We start from the raw sequence: 13,428 nt of genomic DNA, 5'->3' as shown, positions 1-13,428 counted from the left end.
ATCACAGGCAGCATCACTGCTCAAGACAAAGTCTATGACGGTACGACTAGTGCGATTGTGAATGGTAGTTTGAATGGTTTGATTACAGGTGACCAAGTTAACCTAAATGCCCAAGGACAATTTGCCGATAAAAATGCAGCTTCGAATAAGACGGTCAATGTATCAAGCAATTTAAGTGGTACAGATGCAGGCAACTACGATCTTGCAGCGAATACCTCAGCACAAGCCAACATTAGCAAGAAACAAATCACAAGTGTATTAACCGCTCAAGATAAAGTCTATGACGGTACAACCAGTGCGATCGTCAATGGTAGCTTGAATGGTTTGATTGCAGGTGATCAAGTTAATCTGAATGCGCAAGGACAATTTGCTGATAAGAATGCAGGCTCAAACAAGAATGTAAATGTATCAGGTAATTTAACAGGTACAGATGCAGGCAACTATAGCTTACAAGCGAATAGTCAGACTCAAGCGAATATCAGTAAGAAACAAATCACAGGCGTATTGACAGCTCAAGACAAAGTTTACGACGGTACAACCAGTGCAATTGTAAATGGTAGCTTGAACGGTTTGATCACAGGTGACCAAGTCAATCTGAATGCGCAAGGACATTTTGCAGATAAGAATGCAGGCTCAAACAAGAATGTAAATGTATCAGGCAATTTAACTGGTACAGATGCAGCCAACTATAGCTTACAAGCAAATAGTCAGACTCAAGCAAGTATTGCAAAAGCCAAAGCACAAGTCATTGGTAATAGTTTAACGACGATTTATAACGGTCAGCAACAACATGTCACTGGTTTCACTGCTCAAGGCTTAGTGAATGGAGAAGGTGCTGAAGTTTTAACAAATGTAACGGCGACAGGTGCAAGCGCTATTTCAACAGGGAACTATCAGAATCAGGTCGGCGGTCATGATCAGAACTATGATCTGACATTTACTGCTGGAATGTTGAAAATTGAAGCGCCATTGGTTGATCCAAAACCACCTATCGTACCTGAAAAACCGAGCCAACCTGATCTCTCAATTTGGCAAGATTTATTAGGTAATCCATATCAGCGAGCGATCCATTTTGCTCCACAAGCAAATAAACCAAAACAGTCGGATAACATCGAAATAGAAATTATTGGTGATGGCATCAACATGGACGGTATTCACACATTAACGGGGAATTTTTAATTATGTTATATCCGAAGACAACATTATTAATGAGTATGCTTTCACTGAGTAGTTTTTCAGTTTTTGCGGATAATGTGCCAAATGCTGGACTACTTCTACAACAGCAAACCATACAGCAATACCAACCTCAAGCTGAGGTGAATATTGAGCAGCCTGCACAAATACAAATTGCACAAGCAGATGCTCAACAGCAAGTTAAAGTTGAACAGATTGTAATTACAGGAAACCAGAGCATTAGCACAGCAGATTTGCATGCTTTGGTTGCCGATGCTGAAACTAAGATGTTGACACTTGCTGATTTACAGCAATTAACGAAACGGATTACGGCTTATTATCAACAGCATGGTTATCCCTATAGTCGGGCGTATTTACCTGTACAAAGTTTGAAAAATGGTGTGGTTAAGATTGCGATTTTAGAGGCAAAATATGATCGTATCATTATCAATAACCAAACCAAAACATCGCCACAATTAATACTAGCTATTTTGCAGCCGTTACAGCCTGGCAATATTATTGACTCGGCGACCTTGCAGCAGCAGCTTAAATTGTTGAATCGTTTAGATGGGATTCAAACACGTAATATCATTAGTGCAGGGCGTTATGCTGGAACCAGTGATTTAACAATTGATATTCAGCCAACATCATCACTGGCAGGCTATGTCGGTTTGGATAATTATGGCAATGAATATACCCATGAAGTGCGTTTAAATGCTGGCGTTGCAGTCAATAATGCTTTGCGTTTGGGTGATCGCTTGACTGTGGATGGTATGACATCGGGTAATTTAAACTTTGGTCGATTGGGCTATGAAGCAACAATTAATGGTATCGGGACACGTTTAGGTGCGAGTTATTCAGATTTAGCCTATGAATTAGGTAAAGAATATAAAGCTTTAGATGCAACAGGCACAGCACAACAAATCAGTGTATGGTTGAATCAACCAATATTATTGAATAATCGTAGTGAAGTGATTTTGGGTGTGCAATATGATCATAAACGCCTGAAAGATGATATTAACGTCGCAGAAATTTATCGGGATCGGAATATTGATGTTGGGCGTATTCGTTTAGATGCTTCGCAATATGATGATTTTGCAGGTGGTGGCTTAACTCAACTTGGCGTTGCAACAGATATTGGACGAGTTAATTTTAAAAATGCGATGGCAGAACTTGGTGATCAAGCAACAGCAAAAACACAAGGTGAATTTGTTAGTGCCTTTATGAATGTCTCTCGGTTGCAAAATTTAAATGGTTCAAAAACCCAAATCTATGCAGCTTTACAAGCACAATATAGCCCTGACAATTTAGATAGTGCTCAGCAATTTAGTGTTGGTGGTGCGTCGAATATTGCAGGATATAAAAACAGTGCGTTAAGTGGTTCAACTGGATATTACGTTTTGTCTGAACTTAGACAGAGTTTATATGCTTCTGCACAAAATCAACTTGCAGCGAAGATCTATGTCGATACGGCAACGGTTAAACACCAAGCACGAGAGTGGGGTGGTTTAACGGGCAAAAATATAGAACAGATTAGTAGTGCAGGTTTTGGACTAAACTGGTCAAATGTAATGCAATGGCAAGCAGCATTAACTGTTGGGTTCCCGATAGGTTCGCAACCTGATAGCATTGATAAGCGTAATGATGTCGAAGCTTGGCTTAATTTAAGTAAACGTTTTTAAATAAGAATCGGGTGGTGATTAGTTAAAATCGTTGGGATTCTGATGATTTTAACTAGCAAAATTAAGAAATAAAAAAGCAAAGCCTCGGCTTTGCTTTTTTATCAACAAAACTTAGATTTTGCCAATTAGATCATTAATTTGTTTCGCTTGTTCAGCTGCATTACCTGTGTAAGTTGCAGGTGTTAATTCAGCTAAACGCGCACGTTCATCAGCAGGAACTTGTAATAATTCATCACCATTTACGAAGTTCACCATCATTTCACGTGTCATTGCTTGACCACGAGTCAATGCTTTTAATTTTTCGTATGGCTTTTCAACGTTATAACGACGCATAACGGTTTGGATTGGCTCTGCAAGAACTTCTTGTGCTTGGTCTAAATCTTCATTTAAACGGTTCGCATTCAACTCAAGTTTACCAATACCTTTTAAGCAAGCATCAAAAGCAATCAAGCTTTGTGCAAAACCAACACCCATGTTACGAAGAACAGTTGAGTCAGTTAAATCACGCTGCCAGCGAGAAACAGGAAGTTTTTCACCAAGATGACCCAATACCGCATTTGCGATACCTAAGTTACCTTCAGAATTTTCGAAGTCAATTGGGTTTACTTTATGAGGCATGGTTGATGAACCAACTTCACCGTCTTTTAATTTTTGCTTGAAGTAACCCAGTGAGATATAGCCCCAAACATCACGGTTAAAATCGATCAAGATCGTGTTGTAACGACGTAATGCATCGAACAATTCAGCCATATAATCGTGTGGCTCAATTTGTGTGGTGTATGGGTTAAATGCTAAACCTAAAGATTCTACAAATGCTTGAGCATGTGCAGCCCAGTCAATTTCTGGGTAAGCAGATAGGTGAGCATTGTAGTTACCTACAGCACCATTGATTTTGCCCAATAATTCGACATTTTCAAATTGCTTGATTTGGCGCGCTAAACGATAAGCAACGTTTGCCATCTCTTTACCCAAGGTAGTAGGGCTTGCAGTTTGACCATGTGTACGAGACAACATTGGTTGTTCAGCATGTGTGATTGCTAAAGCAGAAATCGCATTGAGGATTTGTTTCATACTTGAAACTAAAACTTCACGACCATTTTTAAGCATTAATGCATGAGATAAGTTGTTGATGTCTTCAGAGGTACATGCAAAGTGAATAAATTCGCCCGCATTTTGTAGCTCATCAATGTTCGCAATTTTTTCTTTAAGGAAATATTCAACTGCTTTTACATCATGGTTCGTCGTACGTTCGATTTCTTTAATACGATTCGCATCTTCTTCAGAGAAGTTTGTTACGATCGCATCCAAAGCTGCATTTGTTTCAGCAGAAAAAGCAGGAACTTCGATGATTTCTGCACGATTAGCAAGTGCTTGTAACCAACGCACTTCAACCGTAACACGAGCGTGGATTAAACCAAACTCAGACAAAAAAGGGCGTAGTGCATCACATTTGCTTGCATAACGTCCATCAAGTGGTGAGAGTGCGGTTAAAGCATTCATACAGATTCCTTAATTTTGGAATAAACATAAAAATAAATTCGTCTTAGCATCGGTTTATACCACCTGATACTGTAAACGAGCGAGAGCTTGAATATCTTGTAATAACTTACGTTTAGTAAAAATCATACTCCAAGAGCTACCACCGAGCTGCTTCCATAAATGTGCAAGTTGTAAGCCAGTAAATAAGCATGCACGAATACGGTTGGTATGATTGATGTCTTTAAATGCTTCAGCATTACCGCGAACTAAAATGCGAGGATTGATTTGCCCCGCTGTTTCCACATAAGTTTGTGCAAGGTTGGCAATAATACTTGGGTGCAAATAATTGTTATCGAAAAATGAAAGCTGTTTTAATATTTTTTGCTGAGCTGCTTCGATAATTTTGACGTATTCAGGATTGCTATACACTTTCTTTTCTAATTGCAATAAAGCCATTGCATAAGACATTGGGAGTTTAGCAGTCGACATTTTCGGAAAACGAGATTTAGGAGCAGTATTAAAAGGTTGGGTTATACAACCTTCTAATGTTTTTAAACCAAGAGAGATATCTGCAAGTTGATTAAAAAAATCTAAAGTTTGAGTGGCATTATTGGTGGCTGGGCGAATATTAAGACTGGCTTTAATCAGTAGTTCAAAATAAAAATTACCGCTATCGCCAATACTTTGCTGACCCGCCATTGCAGTCATATGCGTGAGCTGAGTTGCTTGAAACACAGCAGCCAATGCCAAAGCACGATTTTGTTGAACATTCAACGCTTGGGCGTGCTGAAAGGGTAACTCCACCATGCTTCGCTTCCAATTTCCTTAAATAAAATCTGGTTCAGGTGCATTGGTATGGTGAATCACACCACCACCTAAGCACACTTCTCCGGAGTAGAACACCACGCTTTGTCCAGGAGTTACAGCTCTTTGTGGTTCATCAAACTCAACTCGAATACCATTTTCGGTTTGCTCATCACGATAAATTGTACACGCTTGATCAGGCTGGCGATAACGGGTTTTTGCCGTGCATCGGAATCCTGTACTTGGGATGTCCTGTTCACCTGCGACCCAATCAATCGACTCACTCCAAAGCTGTGTGCTTTGCATGAGTGGGTGCTCATGTCCTTGACCGATCACCAAGCGATTATTGGCAATATCTTTATGGAGTACGAACCATGCACCTTCTTGTACACCTTTCATACCACCGATACCAATACCACCGCGTTGACCGAGCGTATAGTACATCAAGCCATGATGTTCACCAACTTCTTTACCTGACTCTAAAACAATTTTTCCAGCTTGTGCAGGTAAATATTGTTTTAAGAAATCGGTGAAACGACGTTCACCAATAAAGCAGATACCCGTCGAGTCTTTTTTCTTGGCAGTTGCCAGATCTAACTCTTCTGCAATGCGACGAACTTCGGGTTTCTCAATTTCACCTACAGGGAATAGGGTCTTGTTAATTTCACGACCATGTACCGCATGTAAGAAATAAGTCTGGTCTTTATTATTATCGACACCACGGAGTAATGGGGCATAGGTTTCGCCACGCGAATTCTGCATGCTTGCACCACGACGGGCATAGTGACCTGTTGCAATAAAGTCTGCACCTAAAGTCATCGCATGATCGAGGAAGGCACGGAATTTAATTTCTTTATTACACAAGATATCTGGGTTTGGTGTGCGACCTGCAGCATATTCAGCCAAGAAGTGTTCAAACACACGATCCCAATATTCCATGGCAAAGTTCGCAGTGTGCAGCTTGATACCAATTTTATCTGCAACGGCTTGTGCATCTGCCAAGTCTTCAAGTGCTGTGCAGTATTCCGTACCATCATCTTCTTCCCAGTTTTTCATGAAAAGACCTTCAACTTGATATCCTTGTTGAAGTAATAATGCGGCAGAAACGGAGGAGTCTACACCACCAGACATACCGACGATGACACGTTGTTGCATCTAATTAAGCGTCCAAATGAGAAGTTAATGAGGGAGAGAAAGGGTGCTCATAAATGAGCGATAAGGGATATTTTTTGCCAGCAAGGGCATCTTCAATTACTTTTAAAACCAATGGGCTACGCGCACGTGCTGATTCTTGTAGCTCATCTAAGTTCATCCATACTGTACCAACAATACCTGTATCCAGTTGAGCATTTTTTTCAACTGACGTGACATGTGCTAAAAAGCAAAAACGGTAATAGGTACGATCTGGAAACATCGGTGGAGTATAGGTATAAATACCGAGCAGATGATCAATTTCAACATGATGACCTGTTTCTTCTAAGGTCTCACGGATGGCTGCTTCGATAATAGTTTCACCACATTCTACATGTCCCGCAGGTTGATTAAACACGGTATGTACAAAGCCTTCGCTGTGTTCTTCAACAAACAGAAAACGTCCGTCTTTTTCGACTACAGTGGCGACTGTGACATGAGGTGTCCAAACGGTCATAGAAAGCACCATGATTTTAAAAAACGTATTCTACAAAATTTGGGCGTTTTTGGCTATGGTCAGATCGTTAGACACAATAATTGCCTTATATATCTTTATAATCTTCAAGATTTGATCTTTCCCATTTACCCCCCATAAAGTCTCTTTCTGCTGCTTGATTGTAGTCCAGATCGAAAACCTCATTCAGAGTTGGATCTCTTAATACCATTTGTTCCAAAGCAACAAGGCGAATATCTTCAGCTTCTTGGTCACCCGTTAAAAACTGCCAATCACCATCAGTATCATGAATAACTCTTAAAATCGGTTGATCATGTTCTAACCATTGTCGAGTGGTAAAAATACCAAGGTTTTTCGCCTCTCTGAACTTAAAATCAGTATTTCGGTCTAAGAGTGGTTGATCATAAATGAGTTTTTCCTCAAATCCATCTTCCCAAGGCAATTTATTATTACGATCTGCCCAAACTAATTGCAAAGCGGAAAAATTGTCGTGTTGATAGTAATTTAAAGCAGCACCAAAATAATCTTCAATATTTTTAACATCTACATGCAAAAATTGAGCACGAGTTTCTTTAAAAATTTGATCGCCATACTCTTGATTGAGAGCAATTGTTTCTCCATTTTTGATCAGATTGGCGACATCATTGATGATGGTATGTGCCAAGTCCGTAGGTAACCCAAAGCATATAATTTCAGGATGCTGATAGCTTTCATATAAACCGATACTATAACTAAAAGAAGGTAAATAGTCTGTCGCACTAATTCCTATAATTTGCAGTCCGTGCTTTTCAATATTGAGCTTAGTTGTATTAATGAGTGCATCCGGAGTAGGGCAATCATGTGGATGATCAGTGTTCATTAGATATCTCTAAAAGTTTATTATCTTTTTATTATGCATAAAGGATTGAAAAATAATAACGAAGCTAGGCTTCGATATTCTTATAATTATCCTTCACTTTCACATAATGGCGTGCTGAGTAAGGAAGGAACTCCATTTCTTTTTCAGTCAGTACACGAACTTGCTGTACTGGACTACCGACATAAAGATAACCACTTTTTAAAATTTTACGTGGCGGAACAAGGCTACCAGCACCAATCATTACATCATCTTCAATAATCACGTCATCTAAAACAACGGTATTAATTCCGATCAAGACACGATTGCCAATGGTGCAACCATGTAAAGTCACATGATGTCCAACCGTTACATCTTCTCCAATGACCAGCGGAGAGCCATTTGGTTTCGATTGGTTTTTATGACTGACATGCAACATACAATGATCTTGTACATTACTATTTTTGCCAATCTGAATTGAATTGACATCACCACGGATTACGGCAAAGGGCCAAACAGAAACATTCTCAGCTAATTTGACATCACCGATGATGACAGACATGTCATCCACATAACAGCTTGAATCAACATCAGGTTTTTGATCGAGATAGGGACGAATATTCTTAGCCATGAGTATGATCAATATAAAACATAGATGAATTATAAAATAAAAAAGCATTCATGCCCAAGAGCATGAATGCTTAATAAACTGATTTAAAATTAGAATAAGTTACTAAAGAACATCTTGATATGGTCAATTAGACGAGCAAAGAAGCTTGCTTCTTCAACAGGTTTTAATGCAACAAGTGGTTTCTCTGCAATGACTTTACCATCAAGGCTTGCAACTAATTTACCCACAACTTGACCTTTGGCTAAAGGCGCATTCAATTTAGGTTGAACTACAAGTTGAGTTTTGATTTTGTCCGCTTGACCTTTAGGCATGGTTACGTTGAAGTTTTCAGCAAGACCAATTTGAACATTATCTTCTTTACCAAACCATACTTTTGCTTTAGCAAGTACTTGGTTAGCAGGTTGTACATTTGCAGTTTCGAAGTTTGCAAAGCCCCATGCTAATAAAGTCCGAGTTTGTCCAGCACGTTCATTCATGCTTGGCGTACCGAAGATGACTGAAATCAAACGCATTGGACCACGTTTACTTGACGTGGTTAAACAGTAACCAGCCTCATCTGTATGACCTGTTTTCAAACCGTCAACGCTTGGATCTGTATAAAGCAATGCATTACGGTTGCCTTGCTTAATACCATTAAACGTAAATTCTTTTTCTGAATAGATCGGGTAGTATTTAGAGCTATCTTTGATAATGTGCTGAGCAAGAACAGCCATATCTTTAGCTGTTGAGTAATGACCTTCAGCAGGCATACCTGTTGAATTGATGAAATGTGTATTCACCATACCAACACGTTTTGCTTCTTGGTTCATCATATGGGCAAATGTGCCTTCATTACCTGCAATGTGTTCAGCCATTGCTTTAGAAGCATCATTTCCTGACTGAATAATAATACCACGCAACATTTCTAATACGGTTGCTGTGCCATTTAATGGAACATACATACATGATTCAGCGCTGGTACCACGACACCATGCAGATTCATTCATACGTACTTGTTCATTTTCAGTTAATTCACCCTTTAAAAGTTTTTGTTCTATGATGTAGCTTGTCATCATTTTGGTCATAGAAGCGGGTGCAAGTTTTTCATTTTCGTTTTTTGCAGCAAGGATTTGTCCTGTCTCGTAATCCATCAATACATAGGATTTATTATTTAATTCTGGTGGAGACGGTAGGACAGTCGCTGCATATGAAAGGCTTGGCAAAAGTAATAATGCAGCAAGAGCGCTTTTTTGAGTCATTCTAGGTGTTCCAATATCTTGTATGAAGCAGATGAGCTTAGCATTTTAGGATAAAGCAAAGCCGACTTCTACGGCAGAAGTCGGCTTTTTCATGCAGTATTGTAACTAATCAGTTACTTGGAATAATAATTCCGAACATCATCGCAAATTTGACGATTATCATCTTCAGATGCAGCCTTCGCATCTTTACGCGCTTCAGCAAGAGGAGCTTGGAACTCTTTGGTTTTAGCACGTTTATTGAGGATGTCTACAGCATTTGGTTCATTTGATAAGTATGATTTGACGAGGTTGTCATATGCTTTATTAAATTTTAGATCTTTGCCAATTAAATCTGGGCAGATTTCTGACAATACATAAATCGCAGCAAGTTCTTGAGGAGTCACGCCTTCAGACGTCGGTGTAACTTCAATTTTTTCAGTTTCAGATTTTTTTTCTGCGGCAAATACAGTTGTTGTGAAAAGACTAGAAGTAATGAGAAATGATAAACCTAGTGTTTTAAAAACATTTTTCTTCATAAGAACTCAAACTCAGAAACAAGACTTAAAGAATTTGAATAGCTTATAGCATAAAAATATCAGTAGATTGTATGTTTGCTGTAGGAAATTAAACGAAAGCGTTTTCAAATCTTAAATTTGAAAACGCTTTCAAATTTTAATGGCGTATTAACCTTCAAAATTTAATACATCGTCACATACAGACTTTTGTTCTGGTTTTTCAACTTCTTTTGCTGCTTCGCGAGCATCTTTCAACAAAGATTGAAATTCACCATCTTTTTGTAAACTTTCAAGTGAAGCTGATTTGTCAGAATAATTACTTAAATATGAGCTCACCATTTTTTTGATGTTTTGATCAAATTTAGCATTTTTTCCGATTAAACTCGGACACATCTCAATAAGAACTTGTGCATTTGCAATATCATCTTTGATGAGTGCATCTGCTTCTTTAGCTGAAACCGTTGTGTCAGCAAAAATTGCTGGTGCTGTTAGAAGCGAAAAACTTACCCCTAAAACACGGATAAAAGTCGATAAATGTCTCATGGCCGCATAAATTTCTAATACTATGAAGTTACAAATATATATAATTCATTGAATAATTCAATTGAAAAAACTACGTAGTAACATTTGAAGAGATAGGATCTTAGTGAATATTTTAATCGCCAATGATGATGGTGTATTCGCACCAGGACTACAAGCCTTAGCGCAAGCATTAAAACCGTTAGGACGCGTCGTCGTCGTCGCACCTGAAAGTGAGCGGAGTGGTTATTCAAGTGCGTTGACATTAGATAGACCGTTACGACCCGTTCAGATTGCAGAAGATGTTTGGGCTGTGAATGGAACGCCAGCAGATTGTGTTTATCTGTCGATGAATGGTCTATTTGATTTTGAGTTTGATCTCGTTGTGAGCGGTATTAATAGTGGCGCAAACCTCGGTGATGATGTTTTATATTCAGGTACAGTTGGTGCTGCATTTGAAGGTCGGCTAATGAAACATCCTGCAATCGCAGTTTCATTAGCAGGTTCAAATGTACGTTCCTATGAACATCCAGAGCATTATGCGAAAGCTGCACAATGGGTTCATGATTTTATTGCGAATGGGCTACCAATTTTGCCGCCCCGTCATATTTTTAATATTAATATTCCTGATGTCGAGCGAATTAAAGGGACACAAATCACCTATCAAGGTCGTAGAGCACAATCCAAACCAATTAGTAGCCATGTTGATCCACGTGGTCGCCAAGTCTATTGGATTGGTTTAGCTGGTGAGGCGGTTACAGAACCTCCATCCGCTTCAAGTCCTATTCAGTCTGATTTCTTTGCTGTGGCGAATGGTTATGTCAGTATCACGCCGATTCAAATGGATGCAACTAATTATGCTGTACTCGACAATTTACATCTTCATGTAAATGGTTAGCAGTGGCTATGTTATAACTTTGTGAATATAGAAAGTGAGAACTCGTTTTTTCTCACTTTTTTGGTACTCTTAGGCGCAAATAAATTAAGGTTTTTTCGATGAGGGCGAAGATGCATTTAAACCATGTCTCGATTTTTCTATCACGAAAAATGATTAAAACAATCGTGTTGTCTATGGCAGTAACAAGCATTGTTGTCGTTACAGGTTGTGCATCAAAACCACAAGCAAAAGGTGGTAATCGTTATGTACAGCAAGCACCCAATTATTACACAGTACGTTCAGGCGATACGCTGAGTGCAATTTCAAATCGTTATGGATTGAATTATTTAGATGTTGCTGCGCTGAATGATATTGCGCCGCCTTATCGTATTTATGTCAATCAATCATTACGGTTAAAAGGTTCTGTTGCACAACGAACTACATCTACACAAGCGGTGGTACAAACCACGCCGATTCAACGTCAAACGATTAACTTACCAACACAACAACCTGTTGTTCCTAAGACACAGCCTGTTATACCAAAAGCTATTATTTCAGCAAATCCCGTTACACCGTCTTCAACGACGCTTGCTTCGAGTTTACGTTGGGTAAAACCATCAAATGGAGCGATTATTCAAAGTTTCAATTTGGCAAATAACGTCAAAGGAACACGTTACGGTGGTAATGAAGGTGATCCAATTTTTGCTGCTGCAAATGGGCAAGTGGTCTATGCTGCTGATGGTCTAAAAGAATATGGCAATCTAGTCTTGATTAAGCATATTGATGGTTATATTACGGCGTACGCGCATAACAGTAAGATGTTAGTCAAGAGTGGAGATAATGTGACTGCTGGTCAAAAAATTGCAGAAATGGGTTCTTCAGGTGCTTCACGTATCATGCTTGAGTTCCAAGTTCGTTTAGATGGTAAGCCTGTGAATCCAATGACAGTTTTACCAAACTAAAATAGCCTAATTAATAATCTTTCAATAAATTATTAATAATCGCTAGTTTAAGGGTAGACTTCCCTGTATACTTATTGAGATTGCTTTAATTAGAACAATAAGCATATTTTAATAAATTAAGAGGGAAGTCTATGCTAGATCAATTGCGTGCAATGGGGGTCTTCGCTTGCGTTGTTGAAAAAAGTTCTTTTAGTGGTGCAGCACGAGAATTAGGAATTACAACAAGTGCAGTCAGTCAACAAATTCGTTCTTTAGAACATGAAATGGATGTCACTTTACTTCATCGTTCTACTCGAAAACTCAGTCTTACAGAAGCAGGACAAGCATTTTTTCTCAGTTGCCAAGAAATGTTGGCTGCCGCTGAACGTGGCAAAATTCGTATCAATGAACTGCGCGACGATCTTGTTGGAGATTTACGTATTGCGACGACACCTGAATTAGGTGCCTTGCATGTCATTCCAGCACTATCTCATTGGATGTCAGCACATAAAGGTCTAGCGATTCATTTTGAAGCAGACCATCGTTATATTGATTTGATTGAAGAGCGGATTGATATCGCAATACGGATGAGCCTGCGTGTTGATGATCATCAGCTCACCGCAGTACCTTTAGCGAGAGTTGATCAGGTTCTCGTTGCATCACCAAGTTATCTCAATCAAGCATCGCCTATTACTCGCCCAGAAGATTTACGAAATCACGAATTATTACCTGTTACCTTGATGCAAAATTATCAACATTTTGCCTTCCGTCATGGTTTGAGTGGTGAAATTGTCAATGTAGATATGAAAACACGCTTAGGCACAAACAATGTTTTTGTTGCTAAATCCTTGTGCCAGCAGGGGCATGGTATTGCACGTATTCTATATATGGACATTCAAAAAGAACTGATTAATGGTTCTTTAGTTGAAGTTCTACCTGATTGGCAACTTCCTGCATATACCCTTCATGCTTTAACTTCCAAGCGTGAACAATACCCAATGAAAGTGCATCGTTGTATTGATGCATTAAAACAATATTTCGCTCAATTACCTGGTGGACGATCTCTACAGGGTGTAGCCTAAGAAAAAGGCCATGTTTATTTAAAAACAT

The 13,428-nt window shown here is 39.1% G+C and carries 14 protein-coding genes; 5 read left to right on the top strand and 9 right to left on the bottom strand.

Translation table 11 applies throughout. From position 1 onward, the window contains the following. Together IEV17_RS02430 and IEV17_RS02425 are read left to right on the top strand one after the other, a co-directional pair. On the top strand, positions 1–1,179 hold a 1,179-nt coding region (locus IEV17_RS02430), incomplete at its 5' end, for a YDG domain-containing protein (protein WP_227554445.1). A 2-nt stretch (positions 1,180–1,181) separates the two neighbouring features. Further along, positions 1,182–2,855, top strand: coding sequence for a ShlB/FhaC/HecB family hemolysin secretion/activation protein (locus tag IEV17_RS02425; RefSeq protein WP_004662942.1), 1,674 nt, complete (start codon positions 1,182–1,184; stop codon positions 2,853–2,855). Between the two features lie 111 nt (positions 2,856–2,966). On the opposite strand, the gene purB is transcribed toward IEV17_RS02425, so the two are convergent. The 9 genes from purB to IEV17_RS02380 all read right to left on the bottom strand — a co-directional run bounded on the left by purB (position 2,967) and on the right by IEV17_RS02380 (position 10,524). Further along, positions 2,967–4,355 carry an adenylosuccinate lyase gene (purB, locus tag IEV17_RS02420; protein ID WP_004662941.1) on the bottom strand — a complete coding sequence of 463 codons (1,389 nt, stop codon included), beginning with the start codon at positions 4,353–4,355 and terminating at the stop codon, positions 2,967–2,969. Between the two features lie 54 nt (positions 4,356–4,409). Then, a complete protein-coding gene (hflD, locus tag IEV17_RS02415; RefSeq protein WP_004662940.1) occupies positions 4,410–5,141 on the bottom strand; it encodes a high frequency lysogenization protein HflD in 732 nt (243 codons plus the stop codon). Between the two features lie 18 nt (positions 5,142–5,159). Further along, positions 5,160–6,293, bottom strand: coding sequence for a tRNA 2-thiouridine(34) synthase MnmA (gene mnmA / locus IEV17_RS02410; RefSeq protein WP_004662939.1), 1,134 nt, complete (start codon positions 6,291–6,293; stop codon positions 5,160–5,162). A gap of 4 nt (positions 6,294–6,297) precedes the next feature. Then, on the bottom strand, positions 6,298–6,786 hold the full coding sequence (locus tag IEV17_RS02405; protein WP_034601534.1) for an NUDIX hydrolase: 489 nt from the start codon (positions 6,784–6,786) through the stop codon (positions 6,298–6,300). Positions 6,787–6,871: 85 nt separating this feature from the next. After that, positions 6,872–7,642: a DUF4262 domain-containing protein gene (locus tag IEV17_RS02400; protein WP_004662937.1), complete on the bottom strand. Its 771-nt coding sequence runs from the start codon at positions 7,640–7,642 to the stop codon at positions 6,872–6,874. Between the two features lie 64 nt (positions 7,643–7,706). Further along, the gene (locus IEV17_RS02395) at positions 7,707–8,249 is read right to left on the bottom strand and encodes a gamma carbonic anhydrase family protein (protein WP_004662936.1); all 543 of its coding nucleotides are present in this window, start codon (positions 8,247–8,249) and stop codon (positions 7,707–7,709) included. An 89-nt stretch (positions 8,250–8,338) separates the two neighbouring features. Then, a complete protein-coding gene (dacC, locus tag IEV17_RS02390) occupies positions 8,339–9,487 on the bottom strand; it encodes a D-alanyl-D-alanine carboxypeptidase PBP5/6 (RefSeq protein ID WP_004662935.1) in 1,149 nt (382 codons plus the stop codon). 113 nt (positions 9,488–9,600) lie between these two features. After that, entirely contained in the window at positions 9,601–10,002 is a 402-nt protein-coding gene (locus tag IEV17_RS02385; protein ID WP_004662934.1) for an MCR_0457 family protein, read from the bottom strand. Positions 10,003–10,149: 147 nt separating this feature from the next. After that, on the bottom strand, positions 10,150–10,524 hold the full coding sequence (locus IEV17_RS02380; RefSeq protein WP_004662933.1) for an MCR_0457 family protein: 375 nt from the start codon (positions 10,522–10,524) through the stop codon (positions 10,150–10,152). 103 nt (positions 10,525–10,627) lie between these two features. On the opposite strand from IEV17_RS02380, the gene surE reads away from it, so the two are divergent. The 3 genes from surE (at position 10,628) to IEV17_RS02365 (ending at position 13,400) form a co-directional block, all read left to right on the top strand. Continuing rightward, positions 10,628–11,398, top strand: coding sequence for a 5'/3'-nucleotidase SurE (surE, locus tag IEV17_RS02375; protein WP_004662931.1), 771 nt, complete (start codon positions 10,628–10,630; stop codon positions 11,396–11,398). 110 nt (positions 11,399–11,508) lie between these two features. Further along, positions 11,509–12,339 (top strand): peptidoglycan DD-metalloendopeptidase family protein, encoded by an 831-nt coding sequence (locus IEV17_RS02370; RefSeq protein ID WP_004662929.1) that lies wholly within the window; start codon positions 11,509–11,511, stop codon positions 12,337–12,339. Between the two features lie 131 nt (positions 12,340–12,470). Continuing rightward, positions 12,471–13,400 carry a LysR family transcriptional regulator gene (locus tag IEV17_RS02365; RefSeq protein ID WP_004662927.1) on the top strand — a complete coding sequence of 310 codons (930 nt, stop codon included), beginning with the start codon at positions 12,471–12,473 and terminating at the stop codon, positions 13,398–13,400. Positions 13,401–13,428 lie beyond the last annotated feature (28 nt).

This window comes from Acinetobacter modestus (assembly GCF_014636095.1).
GTDB lineage: Bacteria > Pseudomonadota > Gammaproteobacteria > Pseudomonadales > Moraxellaceae > Acinetobacter > Acinetobacter modestus.
This window is presented reverse-complemented; position numbering and strand designations above follow the sequence as displayed.

What these genes read in the sequence shown, in the direction of transcription:
- IEV17_RS02380 (WP_004662933.1), bottom strand. Translation starts at nt 10,524, where the DNA reads ATGAGACATTTATCGACTTTTATCCGTGTTTTAGGGGTAAGTTTTTCG.
- IEV17_RS02400 (WP_004662937.1), bottom strand. Translation starts at nt 7,642, where the DNA reads ATGAACACTGATCATCCACATGATTGCCCTACTCCGGATGCACTCATT.
- mnmA (WP_004662939.1), bottom strand. Translation starts at nt 6,293, where the DNA reads ATGCAACAACGTGTCATCGTCGGTATGTCTGGTGGTGTAGACTCCTCC.
- purB (WP_004662941.1), bottom strand. Translation starts at nt 4,355, where the DNA reads ATGAATGCTTTAACCGCACTCTCACCACTTGATGGACGTTATGCAAGC.
- IEV17_RS02425 (WP_004662942.1), top strand. Translation starts at nt 1,182, where the DNA reads ATGTTATATCCGAAGACAACATTATTAATGAGTATGCTTTCACTGAGT.
- dacC (WP_004662935.1), bottom strand. Translation starts at nt 9,487, where the DNA reads ATGACTCAAAAAAGCGCTCTTGCTGCATTATTACTTTTGCCAAGCCTT.
- IEV17_RS02395 (WP_004662936.1), bottom strand. Translation starts at nt 8,249, where the DNA reads ATGGCTAAGAATATTCGTCCCTATCTCGATCAAAAACCTGATGTTGAT.
- IEV17_RS02405 (WP_034601534.1), bottom strand. Translation starts at nt 6,786, where the DNA reads ATGACCGTTTGGACACCTCATGTCACAGTCGCCACTGTAGTCGAAAAA.
- IEV17_RS02365 (WP_004662927.1), top strand. Translation starts at nt 12,471, where the DNA reads ATGCTAGATCAATTGCGTGCAATGGGGGTCTTCGCTTGCGTTGTTGAA.
- hflD (WP_004662940.1), bottom strand. Translation starts at nt 5,141, where the DNA reads ATGGTGGAGTTACCCTTTCAGCACGCCCAAGCGTTGAATGTTCAACAA.
- IEV17_RS02385 (WP_004662934.1), bottom strand. Translation starts at nt 10,002, where the DNA reads ATGAAGAAAAATGTTTTTAAAACACTAGGTTTATCATTTCTCATTACT.
- IEV17_RS02370 (WP_004662929.1), top strand. Translation starts at nt 11,509, where the DNA reads ATGCATTTAAACCATGTCTCGATTTTTCTATCACGAAAAATGATTAAA.